The organism is Roseibium sp. FZY0029, assembly GCF_036350355.1.
Lineage (GTDB): Bacteria > Pseudomonadota > Alphaproteobacteria > Rhizobiales > Stappiaceae > Roseibium.
The window spans coordinates 69824-92249 of sequence record NZ_JAZDVZ010000012.1 but is presented as its reverse complement, the minus strand read 5'-3'; the positions used below and the strand labels follow the sequence as shown (position 1 = coordinate 92249).

Here is a 22426-nt window from a genome sequence, read left to right as displayed (position 1 = left end):
TTAAAGGACCTTGCGGAACTTGTCTGCGAGACGGTCGAGGCCGGGGTCTGTCGAGAAGGTCGTTCTGACCCGCTTGGCCGCGGCAAGTCCAAGACGATGCCGTGTCTCGGGTGCGGTAATCAGGTTCTGCATGGCAGCAGAGAGATCCCCGGGCGCGCCCGGGTCAACCAGCACACCGGTTTCACCATCCAGGATCAATTCGGGGATCGCGGAAACCTTGGTGGAGAGGCAGCAGATCCCCATGGATTGTGCTTCCATCAGAACATTGGGCAGGCCATCCCTGTCACCGGACCTGGCAAGTTTGGACGGTAGCACGAAGAGGTCCGCCTCGCGGCAGGTCGCAATCACCTCTTTCCGCGGCTGGGCACCTCTCCAGGTAATCCTGTCGGACAGGCCCAACCCGTCGGCCTGTGCTTTCAGGGCGTCGGAAAGCTCTCCTCCGCCGATATGCGTGAACTGCCAGTTGAGAGATGCGGGAAGCTGCGCAAGGGCTTCCAGAAGGTCGTCATAGCCCTTCTTTTCGACCGCGCGGCCGACCGAGACCAGTCGCACAGGCTCCGTGCTGCCGTCACGATCTGTGCCTTTTTCCTTCGGCTCGGGAAAACCGGAAAAGTCGAGCCCGTGGTAGAGCAGCTCGATCTTGTCCGGATCGTCGGCGAGGCCTTTCAGATGTTTGGCGTTGACCGCGGTACAGGTCACGCCCCAGGCAGCGTCGTTAATCTTGGTCTTCAGGTCCCAGTCAGGGCTGGTCCAGATGTCCTTGGCGTGCGCGGAAAAGGACCATTTCCGCCCGGAAAGATGCGCAGCATAGCGTGATGCGGAGCAGGGCGTATGCAGATAGTGGGTGTAGATCCAGGTCACGTCTTCCGGCAATTCATGGGCGAAGACGCACCCCTGCGCCCAACGGCGCTGACGGTCTGCGTTCGGCTGATGCGCGAAATCGGCATCGAACAAAGCCTTGGCGGCCTTGAAGGTTGGCTGCTTTTCTGCCCAACGTTTGGCGCGGGCGACACGCGCGGGATCGTCTTTCACATATTCCGGCAGATACATGACGTCCGCGCTGATCTGCCGGTGCAGATCATGGATGTAAGGATCGTAAGGCCGGCGCAGGGCGACAATCAGGATGTCGATCCCCCGCCGTTCCAGACCAAGCATTTCCTGGGCAATAAAGGTTTCGGACAGGCGAGGATAGCCTTTGACCACAACGGCGATACGGGACATCGGTCGGCCCTTGAAAGAATTCGGTTTGCTGGTGAGGAGGGTCAGAAGTTGACCAGCTTCCTGCTGGCTGCCTGTTGTTCGTCGAAGATTTCGCCGACCCGGCCGGATATGACACCCAGACCGCCAAGCAGATTGTCGACGCCGGCAGCCGAAGGGGAGGCCATGTCAGGCAGTTCGGACAAGGCCGCAGCCATCAGGTCCGGATCCGGATACTGGTCGATCGGCAGCACTTTCAAAAGGCCGCTTTGCTCCGCCCGCTCCGCGCGGATTGCCTGTTCCCGTCGCGGGATGACCCGCGGCACCATCAGGGTGGGTTTGTCGAAGGACAGGATCTCGCAGAAGGTGTTGTACCCTCCCATGCCGACAATCGCCGTGGCTTTCGCCAGATAGGGCTCGATCTGCGGTGTAAAGCGGATGATCTCGACGTCGCGCAGGTGTTCCGCCCTTTCGCTGAATTGGGTCGCGGCTGCGGCGGGCATGAAGGGGCCAAGCACGATGAGGGCCGGGAACAGCGGGCGCTGTCGGGCTTCATAGGCCCGCATCACCCAATCGACCATTTCAACACCATCTCCACCGCCACCCGGCGTCACAAGAATATAGGGTTCATCGTCGAACGGAGCCGGTTCGGGATTGTCGAGTGCCGACTTCGGCAGTTCGCGGCGCAGGTAACCTGTGTAGCGCAGCTTGTCGCGCACGGATTGCGGCAGATCGATGCCTTCCAGCGGGTCGCAGATGTCTTCCGGTCCGTAGATCCAGATTTCGTCGTAAAGGTCGCGCAGGGCAGGATAGACGTTCTTCCGGTCCCATTCTTCCTTCAGAACCTTCGGGTCGTCCATCACGTCGCGCAGACCGAGAACCAGTCTCGTGTCGGTATCCTTAAGGGCTTCCAGCGTGCGCAGCACTTCACCCCGCAGCCCGAGTGGCTCCTTGTCGACGATGAAGATGTCCGGATCGAATACCTTGGCGGTGTGTTCGATGATCGAGGATCTGATCGCGAGGGTCTGGTCGATGTTGATGTGCAGCGACAGCGGTGTGTATTCGCCGTTGCGCAGCTTGATCACGCCCGGAATACGCACGAAATCGACGCGGGAACGGAATTCGAAACTGCCGATGATCGGGGAACCCGACAAGATCAGCACTGACAAGGTGTCGAAGTCCCCGACGAGGGATTGCGCAATTGCCCGGCAGCGTCGCAGATGGCCCAACCCGAAGGAATCGTGGCTGTAAATGAGGATCTTCGGCGTCTTGGAACTCATACTGCCCCTAAATTTGTAATGCTGGCCCAAAGGGCTTATGTCTCAATCGATTGGCCCTTGTCACGTGCGGATATCTCTTGACAGGGGACTTTTGACAGGGAACGGTCTGCTGACCCTTCTAAAGCTGTTGTGACGAATGCTAATCCCGGCTGGCGCAACTAACTCTGATCGCTAATATACCAAATATGATCTGCTTGCACATATTTGATCCATGTCTGTTTGGATGAGCTTATGGAAAAGAGCCTTTTCGGTTTTATTTGGAAGTATAGCGCCAGACAGCAAATCTTCATTCTCATGGTCACCGTTCTCACGTATCCGGTGGTCTACGTCCTTCTCGAACTGCCAAAACTGATCGTCAACGATGCGGTCCAGGGCGACAACTTTCCCAGGACGATTCTTGGGTTTGATTTTGATCAGACGCCCTATCTTGTTCTCCTGTGTTTTACTTTCCTGTTTTTGGTTGTTGTCTCGAACGGTCTTAAGTTTTACCTCAACGTCTACAAGGGCCGCCTCGGAGAGCGCATGTTGCGGCGCCTGCGCTTCGAGCTGTTTCAACGGGTGCTGCGCTTCCGTCTGCCGCATTTCAGGAAGGTCAGTTCAGGCGAAATCATTCCGATGATCACATCGGAAGTGGAGGATGTCGGCGGTTACATCGGTGAAGCCTTCGCGCTGCCGGCCTATCAGGGCGGCATGCTGATCGTGCAGATCGGCTTCATCTTCATGCAGGACCCGCTTCTGGGCCTTGCGGCCATCAGCTCCTATCCCATCCAGGGCTATGTCATCCCGCTTCTGCAGCGCAAGGTGGTGCTCTTGTCCCGGCAGCGGGTGCGCAACATCCGTGTCATTGCCGACAAGGTCGGCGAGAGCATCACGGGCGTAGCCGAGATCCACGCGAACGACGCGGCTGCCTGGCATTCGGCGGATATTTCCGACCGGCTCTACGAGAACTTCAAGATCCGGTACGACATCTTCAACCGGAAATTCCTGATCAAGTTCCTGAACAACTTCATGAACCAGCTCACGCCGTTCTTCTTCTACCTGATCGGCGGCTATCTGGTTATTCAGGGCAATCTGAGCATCGGTGCCCTGCTGGCGGTGATCGCTGCCTACAAGGACCTGGCAGGCCCCTGGAAAGAGCTGCTCTCCTTCTATCAGATGACGGCGGACGTCAGCGTCAAATACCAGACCGTCGTCGAGAACTTCGATCCTCTGGATATCTATGACATCGAGCGGTTGACCGCGGATGACACGGTGGATCTCAGCGGTGACGTGAAGCTGGAGAATGTCAACTTCTCAGGCGGCGCTGCTGGCCAGGAGGTCGTCGACGTGTCGATGACGGTGCCTGCAGGAAGCGCCTGCGCAATTGTCGGGCCGGACGGGTCCGGCCGGTCGGAAGTGCTGCAACTCGCCGCCGGGCTTGTCTCGGCCGTATCCGGCAAGGTCTGCATCGGAAGCCACGATCTCGAGAAGCTGACAGATGCCACGCTGGGCCGCCAGATCGCCTATGTCGGCGGTGCGGTGCACATCTGGACCGGCACGATCCGTGACAATCTCTACTACGGTTTGCGCCACCGTCCGCTCATCCCGCCCCAGCGGGAAGGCGAGAGCTTGAAGAACTACAATCGGCGGCTTGCCGAGGCCAAGGAAACGCGCAATCCCACATACGATCTTGCCGCCGAGTGGGATGATTTTGACGCCGCCGGTGTCAGCAATGAAGACGAACTCGACACCAAGGCGCTTGAATTGCTTGAAACGGTCAAGATCGACAAGGACATCTATCGGCTCGGTCTGCAGTCCCGGTTCGACCCGTCCATGGACGATGGCTTTGCCGAAAAGATCCTGAACGTGCGCAAGGCACTTGCTGAGCGCATTGCCCATGAACCGGACCTCGGCGGTCTGGTCGAGCTGTGGCACCGCGACCGCTTCAACGCCAGCGCCAGCCTGGCGGACAACCTGTTCTTTGCGGTACCTGCCGATCCGGAAATCACGATGGATCAGGTGCCCGATCTCGAGCAGGTCAAGGCCTTCCTGGCTGAGACCGGTTTCGACACGAAGCTCCAGCAGATCGGACTCAAGATCGCCGAAACCATGCTGGAACTGTTTTCCAACGTTTCCGGCGACAGCGGCCTTCTGGGGTCATATTCCTTCATTACACTGGATGAGATACCGGATTTCGAGCGCATCGTGCGCATTGCCAAATCCGATCAGCCGCGTCCGGGGCTGACAGACGCCGACCGGTCTCGTCTGACCGGACTGGCCTTCAAGCTCGTGCCGGCCCGCCATCGTCTCGGTGTCATGACGGATGAGCTGAAGCGCGACATCATCAGCGCCCGCCAGACGTTCCTGGAAGAAGTGGTCAAGAACAGCGACAACTTCGTTGCGTTCGATCCGGACGTCTATTTGCCGCCGCTGACCATCGAGGATAATCTCCTATTCGGACGCGCGCGCGTCGACCGCAGGGACGCCCGGCGGCGGATCGATGATGTCATCCGCACGATTGTCGAGGAGACCGGTTTGCGGCGCCCGATCATCTATGCGGGTTTCGGTTACCACGTCGGCGTATCCGGTTCCCGTCTGTCGGCGGGGCAGCGTCGCAAGATCGCTCTGGTTCGCGGTCTTCTGAAAAATGCGAAAATCACCATATTGGACGATATCGCCACCGGTGTGACGGAAGAGGACAGGACGCTTCGCAAATGCTTGAGGCAAATTCTGTCCGGAAAAACGTTCCTGTTCGGCACGTCCGATGCCGACATAGCTGCTGAATTCGATCAGAGCTTCATTCTGGATCAAGGACGACTTTCGGAAAAAGGGTAAGACGGTGGGTGTGACAAGAGGTGGGCAACCGTTCCGCAGGTATCGGCTGGACGAATCGGACCAGGTGGAACGGGACAACAACGGGCGCGGGAGAAGAAGATGACACTTGAAACCGAAGTCGAGGCGCTCCGCAAAGTGCCGCTGTTCCGTGGGATCGACGAGACCAAGTTGCGGCTTCTGGCTTTTATCAGCGACCGGACGGAATATCCCACCGGCGAACGTCTCTGCTCTCAGGGGGAAGAAGGCGATTGCGCCTTCATCATTCTGTCCGGTGCTGCTGACGTTCTGGTCGATACGCCGGAAGGCGAAAAAAAGGTGGCTAAGGTTTCGGAAAATTCAATTGTTGGCGAAATCGCCATTCTGTGCGACGTACCAAGAACCGCGACACTGGTTGCCGCCAACGACATGGATGTTCTGACTGTTTCGAAAGACGACTTCTTGAAACTATTGAAAGAATTTCCGGATATATCGCTGGAGGTCATGCGGACACTGGCGCTGCGGCTTGAACGGACGACCCGGGATCTTGCCGACGCCCGTCGAGGCGCTGCCGGCGGTTAGGGAGTAACACGTGGCTGAGGAATTTTCGCTTCGTTGCTGGGGCGTCAGAGGGTCCACCCCGACCCCGGGGTCGAGCACACTGCGCTACGGCGGCGAAACGTCTTGTTTTGAGATCCGGGCAGGTGATGCGCTGGTTCTTGTCGATTGCGGTTCCGGCGCCCGAAACCTGGGTGTGGAGATCTGCAGCTGCAAGACGCGCACCTTCGACCTTCTTTTCACCCATACCCATCTCGACCACATCTGCGGTCTTCCCTTTTTCAAACCTGCCTACGATCCGAGTTTCAACGTCACTGCCTGGGCCGGGCATTTTCAGGATGAAACCAGCCTCGTTGACATCGTCAGCCGCATCATGTCGCCGCCGATCTTCCCGGTCGCGGCCAAGACCCTGAAGGCGGTCGAGTTCAAGTCCTTTACCGCAGGTGACCAGATCCCGCGAACGGACGACCTCGTCATCCGCACCACCCGGCTCAACCACCCAGGCGGAGCCTGCGGGTATCGTTTCGAGTTTCAGGGCAAATCGATTTGCATCATCACGGATCACGAACATGGCGACCCGGAAATTGATGCCGCCCTTCCGGACTTCGTGCGAAATGCCGATGTGATGATCTATGACGCCATGTTCACCGACGACGAATACCTCATCTATAAAGGGTGGGGGCACTCCACCTGGCAGAAAGCCGTGGAGCTGGCAAAGGCCGGCAACGTCAAGACACCGGTCCTTTTCCATCATGACCCACGCAGGTCCGATGATGAGCTTGATGAGATCGGCCTCGCCGCCCAAAACGCCTACCCCGGAATGCTGGTCGCCAGCGAAGGCATGATCCTCAAGCCTTGAGCGGTCGCCTGCCTGAAAGCGCCCTGAAGGATATAAAAAAAGGGCGGCTCAAATAGCCGCCCAAAAAACGCTAAGGCTAAAAAATAAATCGATCGCCGGATGCAGGAATGCGGGAATCCCTTGGTTGCAGCCGGAAAACAAACCTTTGTAACTTGAAATGACGTTACTCTTGTCTGCCGGATACGATCACTAGTTGTTTACAGGGTGTAGTCATTACTTTCATGGTCCATTTGGACTATAAATATGAATTTTCCGCACCTGGGGAACCCAGGACGTTCGGTTAGCATTAATATAGGCAGGCAGGCTTCAGCGTTGAGCTTGGATCCAAATTCTCGGGAGTTTGATCAAAGTTAAAGTGTTGCCTGCGGATTTTGCATATGCCGGATCGGCAGCGGTCTGAACTGAACCGCGATGATCCGCAGCTTTTGGAGTGGCCAGCTCATAAACGCGTTGTGAAGTTGAAGCAAACTGGCCGACTTCAATTGCTGGCGTAATACAGCAGGAACTCCGGGGGTCGAGTTGGCTGTAAGAGCGGAAGATTTACTTCGGTTGTCGAACCTTGCGGTGTCGGCAGCCCTGGATCCAGAACGGTGGCAAGTGTTTCTCGACACGCTGAGCCGCAGTGTCGGGACACGTGTATGCACCCAGTTGATTGGCTATGACGACCTGACCAAGGCCACCCCGCTCGCCTTTACTTCCGGATACGATCCTCGAATTCTGGAGCTCTACGACGAGCATTACGCGGACAAGAACCCGTTTGCTGCCAATTTTGCCAACTACAAGGTGGGAGATGTCATTGCCACGCATCAGTTGTGTCCACCGGAAACGCTGAGGAAGACGCAGTTCTATGCCGATCTTCTGTTGCCGCTTGAAGATATCATCGGTGGAGGCGGTGCTATGCTGGCTCTCGACGGGGACCGCATGTTTCTGCTCGGCGGCAACATGCGATCGAAGGACCGTGACAAGTATGAAAGTGACTGGTTGCAGCTATGCGCTCATCTCGCCCCGGTCATCCGACAGTCACTCGAAATCAACCGGACAATTTCCGGCCTGACCTTCGAGAAATGGGCAGCGGAGCAGCATCTTATGGGGACGGGCTCGGCCATTTTCGTGACCGATACGTCCCTGCAGATCCACTACGCATGTAGCGAAGCCCAGAAACTTCTGGCATCGGGATCCCTTGTCGGATGTGACTGGGGCAGGCGGCTTCACTTCCATAACCAGCAGGATCAGGGGCAGTTTTCCGCATTTGCCAAACTCCAGTCCATGGGCGGGTTTGACGTGTTCCGGAACTGGCAGGCAACGGATGACAAGGGGCGAAGCTGGATGTGTCGGTCGGTTGGATTGCAACTGGGCGATTTGGACAAAACGCCCTTCGGCGCGTTCATGAACAAGTCCATCTCCGCTGTTCTGCTGGCGGTCAGGCCGGATCCGGGGAGCGAAACCTTCCTGGCCTACGTTCAGAAAAAACTCGGCTTGAGCCACGCCGAAGCGGCGACCGTTTTGAAGCTCGCCGATGGCCGGACACCTGCCGAAATCGCCGCCGACCGTCAGATCAGCATCTACACCGTCCGCAACCAGATCAAGGCGGCCCTGTCCAAGACCGGGTCCCGCCGCCAGGCGGACCTTGTGCGAAGCATCGAGCACCTGCGTCTGCAAGGCAGGTAGCAGAGGCCGCTCACGTCCACTCACTTTCCCGCGGGGCCGCTTGCGCATTTCTTGTCGCCGGGGGAAACTTCGCGCACGAACAATATCTTATCGGCGGCAAGATGACCTCCATTTCCCAGACACTGCGTTATGTCCTGCGCGGCGGCCCCCCCGACACAGGTATTCCCGATCGGGTGCGTGCCGAAATCCGGGCGCGTGAAGCGTCGTCCGAGCGACTGATCGGCTGGGTTCAACTGGGTCTTGTGCTGTTCTTTTCGCTTCTTTATGCCATCGCCCCAAGGGCCGAAGGGTCCGCCGGTTTCAACTTCGTGCCGATTGCGCTTGCAGCCTATTTCCTGTTCACCGTGCTGCGGCTCATGCTGTCCTACAGGTTCGAACTGCCGCGCTGGTACCTACTGGTGTCGATCATCGTCGATATGGCCCTATTGGTCGGGCTGATCTTCTCCTTCCATATTCAATACGGCCAGCATCCGACGTTCTACCTGAAGACGCCCACCTTGATGTATGTCTTCATCTTCATCGGGTTGAGAGCTTTGCGGTTCGACCCGCGCTTTGTGTTGACCACGGGGCTGGTGGCGGTGACCGGCTGGTTGGGGCTGGTTTTCTATGCGGCGTTCGCGGACATGGACCACATGCGTGTGACCCGCAATTACGTCGACTACCTGACGGGCAACACCATCCTGATCGGCGCCGAACTCGACAAGACCATGGTCATTCTGGCCGTCACGGTGATCCTGTCCGTCGCTCTCTACAGGGGGCGTTCCATGTTGTTCGAGGCTTCCAAGGACCATGCGGCTGCGATGGATCTGAGCCGCTTCTTTTCGCCTGAAGTCGCTGCCTCGATCACCGGCGCGGACACCGAGTTGCAGGCCGGCGAGGGGAGTTTGCGCGATGCTGCCATTCTGTACGCCGATATTCGCTCCTTCACCTCTACCTCCGTCACATTGCCGCCAGAGACCGTTCTGGCGGTCCTGGCCGAGTATCAGAACCTTGCGGTTGATGTGATCGTTGAGGAGGGCGGCCGGGTCGATAAATTTCTCGGCGACGGCATTCTGGCAACCTTCGGGGCCGTCCATCCCTCCACGACGTATGCAGCCGACGCGCTGCGGGCAGCAAGGCGGCTTGTGGAAGCCGTGGAACGGAACCAGCTGCGTTTTCAGGATGCTGGCTGGCCACAGCCGCTGCGCGTCGGTACGTCCGCCGCCGCCGGGCCGGTCACGGTTGGCGTGATCGGGTCGAAGCAACGCCTCGAATTCACGGTCATCGGCGATGCCGTCAACCGGGCTGCGAAACTGGAAGACGCCAACAAGATCCAGCACACAAAGGCGCTGACGGATAGGACAACATACGAACTCGCGCTCAGCCAGGGTCTCGAACTGCCTCTGCTCGAAGTTCGTGCCGTCACCCATGTGACTGGCGTCAAGCAGCCGGTCGATCTGGTTGTTCTGGCAACATAGGCACCTTTTCGCCCTCGGACTTCTCTGTTTGGCCGATACGGAAGCGCTTGACCGGCACGTCAATCTGGGTCACTTTGCCTTCAAAATTGACCTTATCGTCAATTAGGAAGATTAAATTCATTGATTTCAATGAATTGCATCCATTTGGAGGTTCCCTTGAAACTGGACTCAACACTTGCCGCCGTAGTTACGGGCGGTGCATCCGGGCTGGGCGCTGCAACTGCACGCATGCTGGCAGCCGAAGGCGTCAAGGTGACGCTGTTCGACCGGAACGCCGCGCAGGGTGAAGCGGTTGCCGCGGAAATCGGCGGCGTCTTCGCGGATGTCGACGTGACTGACCAGGCCAGCGTCGAAGCAGGGTTCGAAAAAGCGCGCGCGGCGCACGGTCAGGAACGGATTCTGGTCAATTGCGCCGGTATTGCACCAGTGGCCAAGACCGTCTCCCGCGGCGAGCCCCACCCGATGGACATGTTCGAGAAGGTGATTTCGGTCAATCTGATCGGCTCCTTCCGCTGTCTTTCGATTGCGGCAACCGGCATGGCCGGGCTGGACCCTGTCACAGCGGACGGTTGTCGCGGTGTTATCGTTTCCACAGCGTCTGTTGCCGCCTTCGACGGTCAGATCGGTCAGGTCGCCTATGCCGCTTCCAAGGCAGGGGTTGCAGGTATGACGCTGCCTGTCGCCCGCGACCTTTCCAAGTCCGGTATTCGTGTCATGACGATCGCGCCGGGGATCTTCGAAACGCCGATGCTGCTGGGTCTGTCGCAAGAGGTGCAGGACTCTCTCGGACAGCAGGTTCCCTTCCCCTCGCGTCTCGGCAGGGCAGCGGAATATGCGCAACTGGTCAAATCCATTTGCGAAAATGACATGCTGAACGGCGAGACCATTCGTCTGGACGGCGCTATCCGCATGGCGCCCCGGTGAAGTAGCGGTTTCAGGCTCGGCGCCGGAGCCGCGTACACAACACATTCGATCCGGCCGATGCCGAATGGCGGATGGCCGGATAGATTGTGTCAAAGTCCTCCACGGTCACACTTTTTCGTACGCATGAGCAAAAATCCCTTCTAAGGTTACGCTACTGTTTCCGCAATTTAAGGCGGAACGGCCAAAGGGGGAGTGTTCTATGGCGGAAAATGCGCATGAGCTTGCGCCGCATCATCTGCCGCCTTTCATACCGGCTGCGGACGGTAGTGATTGGCTATTCACCGTGATGCTGGTCGTTCTGATTGTCGGTGCGATCCTTGCCGGGGTTTTTTATCTGCATCTGCATTCGATTCCCGAACGTCTTGCCCACAAACACGGGCGCATGCAGTTTGAACTTGTTGCCATACTCGGCCTTCTGGCGTTGTTCACGCACAACAACATCTTCTGGGTTGCTGCGCTTCTGCTGGCCTTCATTCAGCTTCCCGATTTCTGGACACCGCTGGAATCGATGGCCCATTCCCTGAGCCGGCTGGCCGGAACGGGCGGTATTCCCTCTGACACGCTGGTCGAACAGGATTTCGAGCAAGAGGAAGCTGCCGCGCAAGACGGCACGACCGTGACGGGCGCAACGCTCCAGGAACCTTCTTCAGAGAACGCCGCTCCGGCCGTCTCGCCGGATGGAAAGCAGGAGAACAAACATGTTTGAACTCCTGTTCTGTTCCCTGCTTACGATTTTGCCAGACTATCTGATCCGCAGATATGTCCAGGGCAAACGCATCGGCCGGGAAATTACGCTCTATTCGGTCTGGTTCGAGTTGCGCTACGGCATCGTGCTTTGCCTGATGCTGACCATTTCGCTGATCACGCTGATCTTCTACTACCACCCCACGGCAACCACGGCTGTCTCGACCTTCCGGACGATCCCTGTTCTGCCGGAAACGTCGGGCCGGGTCGTCGAGACCTTCGTGCCGCTTGAGCTCGAGGTCGACATCAAGGCGGGCGATCCGATCTTCAGGCTCGATAGCACCCGCCAGGAAGCGGATGTCGCGACTGCGCAGCAGCAGGTGATCGAAATCGAAGGCGAGCTTGCGCTGGCCCAGAGCGAATTGTCGGTTGCCAATGCCCAGGTCGATCAGGCCCAAGCTTCGCTGAAGCAGGCCCAGGATGAACTCGACACGCGGAATGAACTTTTCAACCGCAATGCCAATGTTGTCAGCGAGCGGGACATCGAAAAGCTCCAGAACACCGTGGATGCACGGGCAGGGGCGCTCCGCGCGGCACAGTCCAACCAGGAGCTTGTCCAGACCAAGATCACCGTTTTTCTGCCGGCGCGCCTGAAAAGCGCGGAAGCCAGATTGCGCGAGGCGCAGGTGGAACTGGAGAAGATGACCGTCTACGCCGGCGTGGACGGAACGATGAGCCAGTTCCTTCTGCGCCCGGGCGACATCGTCAACCCGATGATGCGACCTGCAGGTGTGCTCATTCCCAAGGACGCACAGCGGGAGCGGATCGTTGCGGGCTTCGGCCAGATCGAGGCGCAGGTTCTGAAGGAGGGAATGGTGGCGGAAGCCTTTTGCGGAGCGGTGCCCTTCACCATCATTCCGCTGGTGGTAACGGAAGTGCAGTCACAGATCGCTTCCGGGCAGGTGACGACATCCGGACAACTATTCGATACTGCTCAGAGCGTGAAGCCGGCAACGATCACCACCCTTCTGGAACCGCTTTACAAGGATGGTCTGGCGGATCTGCCTCCGGGGGCCATTTGCACGGTCAACGCCTATACCAGCAACCACGAACGCCTGTCGTCGGGAGAACCGATTGGAACCGGCGAGTTCATCTTCCTGCATGTGGTCGACACGGTCGGTCTCGTTCATGCGATGCTCATTCGCCTGCAGGCGCTGTTGTTCCCGATCCAGACACTTGTGCTGACGGGGCACTAAAACAAACGCACTCCGGCAGGGTGGCATGGAGCCACCCTGCCGGGCACGCATATTTCACTTGTTGTAGCTGACCACTTCGAATTCGATGCCGTCGTCGTCGTAGAAGTAGAACCTGCGGCCCGGCTCGTAGTCGCCGTGATTGTGTGTCGCGTAACCATCGGCCTTGATCACTCTTTCAGTGGCGTCGATGTCGTCGACCACGACGGCGATATGGTTGAGGCCGCCATGCTGGCTGTAGCTGTCTCCGGCGACTTTGCTGGTTGTTCCCGGTGGGGAATAGGCCGCCACATAGCTGGTCTCGTTGCCGATGTGATAGGTGGTGCCCCCACCAAGGCTTGCGCCCTTCCAGCGAACCTTCCAGCCAAACCATGTTTCCAGACGTTTGGAGGTGGATTCAGGGTCGCTGACTGTGACGTTTACATGTTCCAGGAATGCGCTGCTCATTTCAGTGTCCTTTCAAGGTTTGACCTTTGGTGGACACCAGAGATAATTCCTCAACCTTAGTTGAGGTCAAGAGTGGCGAGGGGATATTTTGAACAAAGCGATGAAAGGCTCCGATCTTCTGACCATCGGAGACCTGTCCGAGCGAACGGGCCTGTCCGTATCGGCCATTCGTTTTTACGAAGAAAAGGGGCTGGTACACCCGAGTCGCAACGCGGGAGGTCAGCGACGTTTTCTACGGGCGGACATCCGGCGTCTGTCCTTTGTGCTGGTTGCACAGGAATTCGGGTTTTCAATTGCGGAAATCGCGGTGCAGCTTCAGCGCTTGCCTGAAGGGCGGGCGCCGACAAAAGCGGACTGGACCAGGATCAGCGGTGAGTTCCGCGTCCATCTCGACCGGAAAATCGAGCGGATGACTGCCTTGCGAGACAAGCTGGACAGTTGCATCGGTTGCGGTTGCCTGTCGATGAAATCCTGCCAGCTTTACAATGCGGGAGATGCGGCCGCCAGCAAAGGGCGCGGGCCCCGCTATCTGCTGGGCGACCGTCCCGATATTCGTGAGGACTGAGCCGGTGGCAGGGGCGGGAAAACCGCCGGGATGCAAGCAGGCACTCCCGGCGGTAGCTCTCACCTGTTGTCCAATTGTGCTCTTACGCGTTTCAGCCCAAGTGGCGTAATCCGGTAGGGGCCACTATTTCTGGAGGCGATCAGCCGTTTGTATTTCAGCTTGCGGAACAGGTACGGCGAACAGCCTCCCCAATACCAGCCATCGCGCGTTACGGTTTCATGTTTGACGACACGGCCATCCTCGTCCTTTTCCACGAGGATGTAGCCGCCTTGAGCCAGCAGGTGCAGAACCCGCTGCTCGGCTTTGGAAATGTCCATTGATGTGAAGTTGCCTGAAAGTATGCACAGAACTGCAGCCACTGCAGCAAACCGCTTGCAGTGCTGTTGTGACTGGCCCCGGCTGACATCAGCCGGGGTTTACAGGGACTCTTTCAATCCGTGCATAAAACCTCTCAATTGGCAAAATGCCCATAGCATAGGCGGCACATTGCGGCAACGCGCCGAGGATAAACCGGCCGGCGAGGCAAGATGTATTGCTAAGGCTGTTGTAAATCTGCACAGATCCGGAGTGTCCGGACTTCACCGCCCGGTCTTCACTATCAGGACTTCAGGTAACGATGAGGCTTTAGCTGTGTTCAGCGGGCCAGTAGCCGTTGTCGGGATCGCGGGAAACGGCGACGGCCTCGACATCCTGTGAGCCGCAAGAAGCGCAAGTAAGTGTTTCGCTCAAGGATGATACTTTTTGATCTCCGGTGAACCGGGCGAAGTTCATATAGCGGAAACGGCCGCAGTGACGACAGAATATGGCGAGACGCCTGTCTGTTTTGTAGAGAGTGTCGACCGTCGGATCTTCTGTTTCAATAGATGTGTGTAAATTCATGGTTTTAAAAACTTGCTATAGGGAATGGGAGCTGCCGGAGGCAAAGCATGTTAAATACTTAGTCCACCAAAAGTAGCATAGAGTTAAGCTATGCAAAACCACCTAAATTGACATGAGTAACCGTTCATGTCCGGGTGTCTCGCCGGGACAGTCCGCCTGTTTTAAGAAATTACATGGCTTTACGGTAAACTGCTCAGACAAAACCTGCAGCAAATTGCCGACAGATTAATGCTTCCAAAGCCGGAAAGCGGCTCGCATTTTGGCCCGCGCAGGGGTATGAGAGGCCCATGATGACGCTATCTGAAACCTGGTACGACCTCTTTGGCCTTGCTGGCCTGCTCAACCCTTTTGCTCTGCTGATCGGCGGATATCTTGGGTGGCGGGCAGACCGTCTGCAAAAACTCTGGATCGCGGGATTCGCGGCGGCGGCGCTGACGCTCATACTGGATGTGGCGATCGGTGCGTTGCCTGTGCCGCACCCGTTTGCCCATGATGCCGGTGCGCTGGCCATCTTTCCTTTCCGCTTTGTCGGTGGCCTGATCGCCTCTGCCGTGACCTATTGGCTCAGCCGCCGCGCAAAACGCGCCTGACGCACATCAGCGTGTGATCCCATAATGGGCTGTCCGGGTTACACACCCTGAGTTCAAGAATCAGTTGTCGATCCAGCTATTGAAGAGAGCCGCGTTGGGGCAGCTCGGCAGGGCCTTGTCCGCACCGTCCGGATGGCTCTCCAGCCAGGCGCGACAGGCTTCCGTCTCACTGCAATTGATGCAGCGATGGGCAGCAGTCCTCAGGGCTGCATCCGTGTGCGCGCCGGTCGGGACATGATTCATGGCACCGATTGTCTCAAGCATCCTGCCCATAAGTTCGGCGCGCTCGTTAAGGCGATCCATCCAGTTCAAGCCGTTTCTCCTTCCCACGGGACGTGTGCAGAAAAGGTCTGCCAGGGCCTTCTGTCTTTCGGCGCCGCTCTGGTTTCCGGCACCGGTTGAGAAAAGCACAATGTAGCAGAAACGCCTGCGTTACCTTGATCAGGGTCAACTCTGGGCAAGCATGACGAAAGCAGCCATACTGCAGGTTCATGATTCTACGACCTTGCCGGGCAGCCTCCTGAAGGAAGGAGCGCTGCAACACCTGGAGACGGTGTGATGGTTGAAACGGTGAGCGCATCGCCGCTGCCCCAGGCAACCGGCAATGGCGCGGTCAGCCAGGGACTTGAACCGGGAACGGAACTCAAGGCCAGGGTCGAGGCCAACCTGCCGGGCGGTGTGGTGCGCTTGGCAACCGCTGACGCAAAGCTGGAGTTGCGCGTTCCAGCTCCTCTTCCAGAGGGCGGAGAGGTGACGGTGACCGTATCGGGCACCAAGCAGCAACCTGCCATCCTGATAACCGTCGGCAAGGACCAGGCGCAGACGCAACAGCCGGCCACTCCGGCGCCATCTTCGCAAAATCCGGCATCTCAACCCCAAACACCTCAGGGGTCTCAAGGTCAGATCCCACAAGCTCAGGGGCCCCAAGGGCAAGCTCCTGCAAGTCAGGCGGGCCAGATCCCCCTGCAATCCGAGCCTGCCCCGCAATTGCAGCCACAACCCTCGACGGCTGCGGCCTTTCCCAAGCCGGCGCCGGTTCTGGCGCATCTGATTCAGGTCCTGTCCGTCAATACGGGTCCGGGACAGGCACCCGGCAATATCCAGCCTTTGCCGCAAGCACCACTCCCGGCAGCTCCGGCTCCCGCCGCCTCCCCGCAAGGGGCCGTGACGGCGCAGCCAGCTGCGCCCGGAAATGCGGTGCAGGCGCAACCTCTTTCCCCGGCGACTGCATCGGGACAGGTCTCCGGCAATGCGGCACCTCCGTCGGTGTCTGCAGCGCAAGGGGCAACGGTACCTCCAGCAGCCACCGGCCAACCTCAGCTTTCCGCATCTGTTCCAAACAGTGCAGCCTCAGGCGCGGGGCAGCCATCGGCAGGTTCTGCGCCGCCAGCAACTGTGCCAGCCTCAGGTCAACCACTGACCGCGCAACCTGCATCCTCGGCAGGTACGGTGACTGGTGTGTTTCAGCCCGGGGCGAGTGTGCCGGCACCAGCCAGTCCCGTTCAGGCCACGAGCGGCGTTCCAAACCAACAGACCAGCCAACCGGGGGCACAACCGGCAGCATCGACAGCTCCCGGCGCAACGGGTTCTCCCACGCAATCAGCTCAAGGGACGAACACCCCATTCGCTTCACCCGCCAGCCCGCCCCCTCAGGCCCTGCCAGGCTCCCTTGCAGCAAGCACAGCAGGTGCATCAGCACCGCCCGCTGCGCAGCCCAACCCGGCCTCGGCACCTTCGGCAGCGAGTGTGGCCGCCGCAGCAAACCCAACCCTGCCGGCAGGCGGTGCGCCTGGCGGGCAAGCGTCGGTCGCAGGTCCGGTATCAGGTTCGATTGCAGCGAATGCAGGGACGGGAACCCCGGTTGCACACACGCCGCAGGGGAGTGTTCCGCCATCTGGGCTGGCTGGTTCGGCTCCGGGTGCTCAGCCGCCGCCAGTCGTCTCGGCCGCAAACGCCAGTCCTGCGTCCGCAACGGCTGCAAATCTGCCAGGGCCTGGCGCCCCTAATCAGAACGCCGTACAGGCAAGCAGCCCCTTCTTGCCGACCGGGGGGCAGGCAGCTGCGCTGACACGAACGGCTATTTCCCAGCCATATCCTGCCTCCACAGGCGTATCCGTTTCGCAAGCCGCCGTTTCTGCCGGACAGGGACAACCCGCCAGCCTGCAACCAGCGAGCCAACAGGCAGCCAGTCAGGTAGCTGACATCCTCCGGCAGCCCCTCAGCGAGCAGCAGGCCGGTCTGGGCAGCCTCTTTGCCCAGATAGGGAGCCTCATGTCGGCGCAAAGCAGCGGGACTGTCTCTCTGCCGGATCCTGTGGTCAAGGCAATGCAGCAGATCCTCGGGCTGCGCTTGCCATCCGCCCAGGCTCCGACCGGGCAGGACTTGCAACAGGCCGTGCGCTTGTCGGGACAGTTCCGTGAAGCGCAATTGGCGCTGCCCACTGGTGCGCCCGCAACGGGCCAAGCTGCGCTGCCCGATCTGAAATCCGCTCTGCTGTCGTTCAAGGCGCTGCTGCAGCAATTGGGTGCTCGCTCCGAGATCAGCCGTCCTGCGGGACAGCCCCCGGCACCCTCCAGGCATGGAGCGCCGCACGGGCAGGCGCAACAGACCAGCAGCGGGTTCTGGGCCGGAGCAGCTCCGCAAAATCTTCAGGCACTTCTGAAGGAAACCGATTCCGCCCTGGCGCGGCTTCGGCTGACACAGCTCAGCAACACGAAGCTGTCGATGGACGATGCACCGCGCGTCGGCTCGCGCCCGATGGATCTTGTGGTCGAGTTGCCGCTTGCGTTCGGCCACGAAACAGCCGTCTTGCAAATGCAGGTCGGCCGGGACGGTGCAGGCAACAAGGACGAGGATGAGGGTGAACCGGCCTGGCGCCTGCGTTTCGCCCTTGATCTGACGGCCACCGGACCGCTGGAAGCAGCCATCAGCCTGCGCGGCGGCGGTACCTATGCCAGCCTGTGGGTGGATCGCAAGGAAACCTTCGATAGTCTGAATGCCGTGCGCGAAACCATGGAAGCCGCCTTTGCCGATGCGGGGCTGGATCTTCAGGAGCTGCGTCTGATCCGGGGGCTTCCGCCGAAAACCGCCGCGAAATATGGCGCGCTGATCGACAGGCAATCATGAGACGGAACCGGCCATGAGCGATCAGGACAAAACTGGCAAGAAGCTGGCAGTGGCGCTGCAGTATGAGAACGAGGGCGCTCCTGTCGTCACCGCCAAGGGCACTGGCTCCGTGGCGGAGCAGATCGAACGGCTTGCCCGCGAGGCAGGTGTGCCGATTGAACAGAACCCGATGATGGCGGAGGCCTTGTCACAGATCGAGGTCGATCAGGAGATTCCGATCGAGCTCTATCAGGCGGTCGCAGTACTGATCGGGTTCATCATGCGCACCGGCCACGCCAAGCATCCACCGAACGAATGATAGCATCTGGTTGAGCTTTGGCTCCGCTCGCACATCACAGACGGTCCAGGTCAATTCCGGGCCTGACGTTTGCCATGGCCCTACCAATTACAGGATTGGCGGATCGTTCAGCAGGCAACGTGCGTCCTGCTGTGCGAAAGCTGACGTTACAGGCAAGGAAAACCTTGCAGCCGGGACAATTCCCGACTAGGTCATCAAACGGCTACAAATTCGCGCCGCAGCATGTCTTTCCCGCTGGTTGATCAGACGCGAAATCAAAACGAACAGGATTTTTGACGACTATGACGATTGTCGACGTACGCACACCCGATCCGAAGAAATTCATCAAGGGCGCGACGGGCGATTGGGAAATCGTGATCGGTATGGAAGTCCATGCCCAGGTCACGTCCGAAGCCAAGCTCTTTTCCGGCGCCTCCACGGAATTCGGCAAGGACCCCAACGATAACGTCAGCCTTGTCGATGCGGCGATGCCGGGCATGTTGCCGGTGATCAACGAGGAATGTGTGCGTCAAGCGATCCGCACCGGCCTCGGGCTCAAGGCCCAGATCAATCTGAAATCCGTGTTCGACCGCAAGAACTATTTCTACCCGGATCTGCCGCAGGGCTACCAGATCTCCCAGTTCAAGCAGCCGATTGTCGGTGAAGGCAAGATCCTTCTCGACATGCCGGACGAACAGGTCGAGATCGGTGTCGAGCGTCTGCATCTGGAACAGGACGCCGGCAAGTCGCTGCATGACCAGCATCCGACCATGTCGTTCGTCGATCTGAACCGCTCCGGCGTGGCGCTGATGGAAATCGTCTCCAAGCCGGACCTGCGGTCTTCCGACGAAGCAAAAGCGTATCTGACGAAGCTTCGCACGATCCTGCGTTATCTGGGCACCTGTGACGGCAACATGGACCAGGGCTCCATGCGCGCCGACGTCAACGTGTCCGTCCGCCGTCCGGGCGGTGAATTCGGCACCCGCTGCGAGATCAAGAACGTCAACTCGATCCGCTTCGTCGGTCAGGCCATCGAATATGAAGCCCGCCGTCAGGTCGCCATTCTGGAAGACGGCGGCTCCATCGATCAGGAAACCCGCCTGTTCGACGCGGTAAAGGGTGAAACGCGGTCCATGCGCTCCAAGGAAGAAGCGCATGACTACCGCTATTTCCCGGACCCGGATCTGCTGCCGCTGGAGTTCACGCAGGAATTCGTCGACGAACTGGCACAGCACCTGCCGGAATTGCCGGACGACAAGAAGAACCGCTTCATGGGCGACTATGGCCTGACAGCCTATGACGCCGAGATCCTGATTGCCGAAAAAGCTTCGGCCGATTTCTTCGAGGAAGTCGCCAAGGGCCGCGATGCCAAACTGGCCGCCAACTGGGTGATCAACGAACTCTTCGGCCGCCTGAACAAGGAAGGCAAGGATCTCTCCACCAGTCCGGTTTCCGCCGCGCAGCTTGGCGGCATCGTGGATCTGATCAAGGAGGGCGTCATCTCCGGCAAGATCGCCAAGGACCTGTTCGAGATCGTGTGGACCGAAGGCGGCGACCCGGCGAAGATCGTTGAAGAACGCGGCATGAAGCAGGTGACCGACCTCGGTGCCATTGAAGCCATCGTCGACGAGATCATTGCCGCAAACCCGGACAAGGTTCAGCAGGCCATCGCCAAGCCGGGTCTGCTCGGCTGGTTCGTCGGCCAGGTGATGAAACAGTCTCAGGGCAAGGCTAACCCGCAGGCCGTCAGCGACATGCTGAAACAGAAGATCGGTCTGGAATAAGACCATGGCCGGTGAAGGGACAGCTTCGAAAGTCGAGCTGCCCATCACCGGTTCCTGCCATTGCGGGGCGGTGTCTTATGAAATGAAGACACCGCCTCGTCACGCTGTTGAATGCAACTGCTCTCTCTGCCGCCGTCTTGGCACCATCTGGGGCCACGGGAAAACCGGCGATATCGAGATCAAGGCAGCACCCGGTGCAACGCTCAGCTATTCCTGGGGTGACAAGGGGCTGGCGTTCCATACATGCAGCACCTGCGGCTGCACCACGCACTGGCAAAGCCTGTCGGCAGACTATCCCGACCGCCTGGCCGTAAACCTCCGCCTTGCCCCTCCCGGTACCATCGAAGCCATCGGCCTGCGTCATTTCGACGGTGCCGATACCTGGACCTTTCTGGACTGAAGCGGCCCGCTCTTGCTGACGGCGAAAGGGTTGGGTCGTATTCCCGAGTAACATTGACGGTTACCGGAGCTGACGGCCCTGATTTCCGTTTATGTTGGGCGATTACAATTTGCTCAAAAAAGATCCCGATCAATAAATAGGCAAATGCCTTCGTCGTTCGCTTATACTTAAAGTCGTGTGGCAGATTTACTGCGCAGACCTCCAATTCTTTCCTTTGGCACAAGCCTTGCTCCTCGGGCTGAGGTTCGAACCATTGGAAGAATGAGATGAAGGGTGGCCTTGCTTCTCTGGTTGGCATGAATGTCCAACCTTAGATTTTTCGAGATATACCGGAATCCGGAATACCTGTGGCTTCTTGCCAAGGGGGCTTTCATCAGTGCCGCGCTGACGATCGGCGGCGGCGTTCTCGGGTTTCTACTGGCCGTACTGCTGGCGGCTGTCCGTCATTACAAGATCCCGGTTCTGGCCCAAGTGGCGGCGGCGTATGTGGAATTCATCCGGAACACGCCCCTGATCGTGCAGATGTTTTTCGTCGCTTTCGGGCTGCCGCTGCTGCTTGGCTATCAATGGCCCTTCTGGGCCCATGCACTGCTGGCGCTGTCGATCAATTTTTCCGCCTATTTTGCCGAGATTTTGCGTGCGGGGCTGGCCTCCCTTGGCGCTGGTCAGACTGAGGCCGCCGATGCGCTTGGTCTGGTGCGCTGGCTCAGCTTCGTGAAGGTGTGCCTGCCGCAGGCGGTTGCTGCCATGTATCCATCACTCAACAGCCAGTTCATCTTCCTGTTCCTGACAACCGGCATCATTTCGGAAATCGGCGTGACGGACCTGACCTGGGCAGGTCTCTTCATCGACAGCCGGAATTTCCGCTCGTTCGAGATCTTTTTCACGCTGACGATCATCTATCTGCTGATGTCGCTGGGGTTCAAAACCCTTCTGGCACTGCTGCATGACCGGCTGTTCAAATGGAAGGTGGTTCGGTGAAAGACGCTTTTATCGCCATCCTCGGCAAACCCTTCGGCATCGTCCTGTTCCAGCTTCTGGAAGCCACCCAATACACGATCTATCTGTCGCTGATCGCATTCATCGGTGGTGGCTTGATAGGTGCGTGCGTCACCGCGGCGCGGGTCTCACCGGTCAAGACACTGGGCAGGATCTTTACCGCCTACACCTGGCTGTTTCAGTCAGTGCCCTTGTTGATGCTGCTCTTCCTGCTCGGGCTGGGCATTCCGCATCTGTTCGAAATCCAGGTGGATCCATGGCGCGCGGCCGGCATTGCCCTGACGCTTTACACCAGCGCCTATCTGGCCGAAGTCTGGCGCGGGGCGCTGACAGCCATACCTTCAGGCCAGCATGAAGGCGGCAAGGCACTGGGCATGACCTTTGCCCAGATCATGCTTCTCATCATCCTGCCGCAGGCGTTTCGCCTGGCTATCGCTCCGACGGTCGGCTTCATGGTGCAGATCATCAAGGGAACGTCGCTGGCCTACATTATCGGCTTTCACGACCTGATGACGGTCGGCAAACGCTGGGCGAACGCGCCCGTGCCGGGCACACAGCCCTTCGTCATCTATCCGCTGATGGCGATGATCTACTTTTCTCTCTGTTTTCCGCTGTCTGTGTGGTCGAGGCGCCTTGAAAGGCGTCTTGGGTCCGCATCGTCCAGAGGTGGGGCTGCCGCCGCCGCCTGA

At 58.9% G+C, this 22426-nt stretch carries 21 protein-coding genes; 16 read left to right on the top strand and 5 right to left on the bottom strand.

The window, feature by feature from the left end:
• A complete protein-coding gene (locus V1T76_RS26865) occupies positions 1-1221 on the bottom strand; it encodes a glycosyltransferase family 4 protein (RefSeq protein WP_330563749.1) in 1221 nt (406 codons plus the stop codon).
• A 41-nt stretch (positions 1222-1262) separates the two neighbouring features.
• Complete coding sequence (locus tag V1T76_RS26860; RefSeq protein WP_330563748.1) at positions 1263-2477, bottom strand: glycosyltransferase family protein; 1215 nt, start codon at positions 2475-2477, stop codon at positions 1263-1265.
• Between the two features lie 231 nt (positions 2478-2708).
• Here V1T76_RS26860 and V1T76_RS26855 point away from each other — a divergent pair, with 231 nt between their 5' ends.
• From V1T76_RS26855 to V1T76_RS26820, 8 genes are all read left to right on the top strand, one after another.
• Positions 2709-5291, top strand: coding sequence for an ATP-binding cassette domain-containing protein (locus V1T76_RS26855; protein ID WP_330563747.1), 2583 nt, complete (start codon positions 2709-2711; stop codon positions 5289-5291).
• A 99-nt stretch (positions 5292-5390) separates the two neighbouring features.
• On the top strand, positions 5391-5849 hold the full coding sequence (locus tag V1T76_RS26850) for a cyclic nucleotide-binding domain-containing protein (protein WP_330563746.1): 459 nt from the start codon (positions 5391-5393) through the stop codon (positions 5847-5849).
• 10 nt (positions 5850-5859) lie between these two features.
• Positions 5860-6684, top strand: a complete 825-nt coding sequence (locus tag V1T76_RS26845) for an MBL fold metallo-hydrolase (protein ID WP_330563745.1) — start codon at positions 5860-5862, stop codon at positions 6682-6684.
• Between the two features lie 549 nt (positions 6685-7233).
• Complete coding sequence (locus tag V1T76_RS26840; RefSeq protein ID WP_330563744.1) at positions 7234-8352, top strand: helix-turn-helix transcriptional regulator; 1119 nt, start codon at positions 7234-7236, stop codon at positions 8350-8352.
• Positions 8353-8453: 101 nt separating this feature from the next.
• Positions 8454-9809 carry an adenylate/guanylate cyclase domain-containing protein gene (locus tag V1T76_RS26835; RefSeq protein WP_330563743.1) on the top strand — a complete coding sequence of 452 codons (1356 nt, stop codon included), beginning with the start codon at positions 8454-8456 and terminating at the stop codon, positions 9807-9809.
• A gap of 129 nt (positions 9810-9938) precedes the next feature.
• A complete protein-coding gene (locus tag V1T76_RS26830) occupies positions 9939-10733 on the top strand; it encodes an SDR family NAD(P)-dependent oxidoreductase (protein WP_442970190.1) in 795 nt (264 codons plus the stop codon).
• A gap of 199 nt (positions 10734-10932) precedes the next feature.
• On the top strand, positions 10933-11439 hold the full coding sequence (locus V1T76_RS26825; protein WP_330563741.1) for a hypothetical protein: 507 nt from the start codon (positions 10933-10935) through the stop codon (positions 11437-11439).
• Positions 11432-12673, top strand: coding sequence for an HlyD family secretion protein (locus V1T76_RS26820; RefSeq protein ID WP_330563740.1), 1242 nt, complete (start codon positions 11432-11434; stop codon positions 12671-12673). The genes V1T76_RS26825 and V1T76_RS26820 overlap by 8 nt, the downstream gene beginning before the upstream one ends.
• A gap of 54 nt (positions 12674-12727) precedes the next feature.
• Here V1T76_RS26820 and V1T76_RS26815 read toward each other — a convergent pair whose 3' ends face one another.
• On the bottom strand, positions 12728-13117 hold the full coding sequence (locus V1T76_RS26815) for a VOC family protein (protein WP_330563739.1): 390 nt from the start codon (positions 13115-13117) through the stop codon (positions 12728-12730).
• A 100-nt stretch (positions 13118-13217) separates the two neighbouring features.
• On the opposite strand from V1T76_RS26815, the gene soxR reads away from it, so the two are divergent.
• Positions 13218-13682 carry a redox-sensitive transcriptional activator SoxR gene (gene soxR / locus V1T76_RS26810; protein WP_330563843.1) on the top strand — a complete coding sequence of 155 codons (465 nt, stop codon included), beginning with the start codon at positions 13218-13220 and terminating at the stop codon, positions 13680-13682.
• A gap of 59 nt (positions 13683-13741) precedes the next feature.
• On the opposite strand, the gene V1T76_RS26805 is transcribed toward soxR, so the two are convergent.
• On the bottom strand, positions 13742-13999 hold the full coding sequence (locus V1T76_RS26805) for a YjhX family toxin (protein ID WP_330563738.1): 258 nt from the start codon (positions 13997-13999) through the stop codon (positions 13742-13744).
• Positions 14000-14848: 849 nt separating this feature from the next.
• Between V1T76_RS26805 and V1T76_RS26800 the strand changes: the two genes are divergently transcribed.
• Positions 14849-15151, top strand: a complete 303-nt coding sequence (locus tag V1T76_RS26800; protein ID WP_330563737.1) for a phosphatidylglycerophosphatase — start codon at positions 14849-14851, stop codon at positions 15149-15151.
• Between the two features lie 60 nt (positions 15152-15211).
• On the opposite strand, the gene V1T76_RS26795 is transcribed toward V1T76_RS26800, so the two are convergent.
• Positions 15212-15454: a DUF6455 family protein gene (locus V1T76_RS26795; RefSeq protein WP_330563842.1), complete on the bottom strand. Its 243-nt coding sequence runs from the start codon at positions 15452-15454 to the stop codon at positions 15212-15214.
• Between the two features lie 1968 nt (positions 15455-17422).
• Here V1T76_RS26795 and fliK point away from each other — a divergent pair.
• From fliK to V1T76_RS26765, 6 genes are all read left to right on the top strand, one after another.
• Complete coding sequence (gene fliK / locus V1T76_RS26790; protein WP_330563736.1) at positions 17423-18277, top strand: flagellar hook-length control protein FliK; 855 nt, start codon at positions 17423-17425, stop codon at positions 18275-18277.
• A gap of 13 nt (positions 18278-18290) precedes the next feature.
• Positions 18291-18575, top strand: coding sequence for an EscU/YscU/HrcU family type III secretion system export apparatus switch protein (locus tag V1T76_RS26785; protein WP_330563735.1), 285 nt, complete (start codon positions 18291-18293; stop codon positions 18573-18575).
• Between the two features lie 281 nt (positions 18576-18856).
• Positions 18857-20338 (top strand): Asp-tRNA(Asn)/Glu-tRNA(Gln) amidotransferase subunit GatB, encoded by a 1482-nt coding sequence (gatB, locus tag V1T76_RS26780; RefSeq protein WP_330563734.1) that lies wholly within the window; start codon positions 18857-18859, stop codon positions 20336-20338.
• A 4-nt stretch (positions 20339-20342) separates the two neighbouring features.
• Positions 20343-20738 (top strand): GFA family protein, encoded by a 396-nt coding sequence (locus V1T76_RS26775; RefSeq protein ID WP_330563733.1) that lies wholly within the window; start codon positions 20343-20345, stop codon positions 20736-20738.
• A gap of 300 nt (positions 20739-21038) precedes the next feature.
• Entirely contained in the window at positions 21039-21719 is a 681-nt protein-coding gene (locus tag V1T76_RS26770; RefSeq protein WP_330563732.1) for an amino acid ABC transporter permease, read from the top strand.
• The gene (locus V1T76_RS26765; RefSeq protein ID WP_330563731.1) at positions 21716-22426 is read left to right on the top strand and encodes an amino acid ABC transporter permease; all 711 of its coding nucleotides are present in this window, start codon (positions 21716-21718) and stop codon (positions 22424-22426) included. The genes V1T76_RS26770 and V1T76_RS26765 overlap by 4 nt, the downstream gene beginning before the upstream one ends.

Excerpts from the sequence above, each read along its gene's own strand:
- V1T76_RS26865 (WP_330563749.1), bottom strand. The coding sequence starts at position 1,221 with ATGTCCCGTATCGCCGTTGTGGTCAAAGGCTATCCTCGCCTGTCCGAA.
- V1T76_RS26860 (WP_330563748.1), bottom strand. The coding sequence starts at position 2,477 with ATGAGTTCCAAGACGCCGAAGATCCTCATTTACAGCCACGATTCCTTC.
- V1T76_RS26855 (WP_330563747.1), top strand. The coding sequence starts at position 2,709 with ATGGAAAAGAGCCTTTTCGGTTTTATTTGGAAGTATAGCGCCAGACAG.
- V1T76_RS26850 (WP_330563746.1), top strand. The coding sequence starts at position 5,391 with ATGACACTTGAAACCGAAGTCGAGGCGCTCCGCAAAGTGCCGCTGTTC.
- V1T76_RS26835 (WP_330563743.1), top strand. The coding sequence starts at position 8,454 with ATGACCTCCATTTCCCAGACACTGCGTTATGTCCTGCGCGGCGGCCCC.
- V1T76_RS26830 (WP_442970190.1), top strand. The coding sequence starts at position 9,939 with ATGAATTGCATCCATTTGGAGGTTCCCTTGAAACTGGACTCAACACTT.
- V1T76_RS26825 (WP_330563741.1), top strand. The coding sequence starts at position 10,933 with ATGGCGGAAAATGCGCATGAGCTTGCGCCGCATCATCTGCCGCCTTTC.
- V1T76_RS26820 (WP_330563740.1), top strand. The coding sequence starts at position 11,432 with ATGTTTGAACTCCTGTTCTGTTCCCTGCTTACGATTTTGCCAGACTAT.
- V1T76_RS26815 (WP_330563739.1), bottom strand. The coding sequence starts at position 13,117 with ATGAGCAGCGCATTCCTGGAACATGTAAACGTCACAGTCAGCGACCCT.
- soxR (WP_330563843.1), top strand. The coding sequence starts at position 13,218 with ATGAAAGGCTCCGATCTTCTGACCATCGGAGACCTGTCCGAGCGAACG.
- V1T76_RS26805 (WP_330563738.1), bottom strand. The coding sequence starts at position 13,999 with ATGGACATTTCCAAAGCCGAGCAGCGGGTTCTGCACCTGCTGGCTCAA.
- V1T76_RS26800 (WP_330563737.1), top strand. The coding sequence starts at position 14,849 with ATGATGACGCTATCTGAAACCTGGTACGACCTCTTTGGCCTTGCTGGC.
- V1T76_RS26795 (WP_330563842.1), bottom strand. The coding sequence starts at position 15,454 with ATGGATCGCCTTAACGAGCGCGCCGAACTTATGGGCAGGATGCTTGAG.
- fliK (WP_330563736.1), top strand. The coding sequence starts at position 17,423 with ATGTCGGCGCAAAGCAGCGGGACTGTCTCTCTGCCGGATCCTGTGGTC.
- V1T76_RS26785 (WP_330563735.1), top strand. The coding sequence starts at position 18,291 with ATGAGCGATCAGGACAAAACTGGCAAGAAGCTGGCAGTGGCGCTGCAG.
- gatB (WP_330563734.1), top strand. The coding sequence starts at position 18,857 with ATGACGATTGTCGACGTACGCACACCCGATCCGAAGAAATTCATCAAG.
- V1T76_RS26775 (WP_330563733.1), top strand. The coding sequence starts at position 20,343 with ATGGCCGGTGAAGGGACAGCTTCGAAAGTCGAGCTGCCCATCACCGGT.
- V1T76_RS26770 (WP_330563732.1), top strand. The coding sequence starts at position 21,039 with ATGTCCAACCTTAGATTTTTCGAGATATACCGGAATCCGGAATACCTG.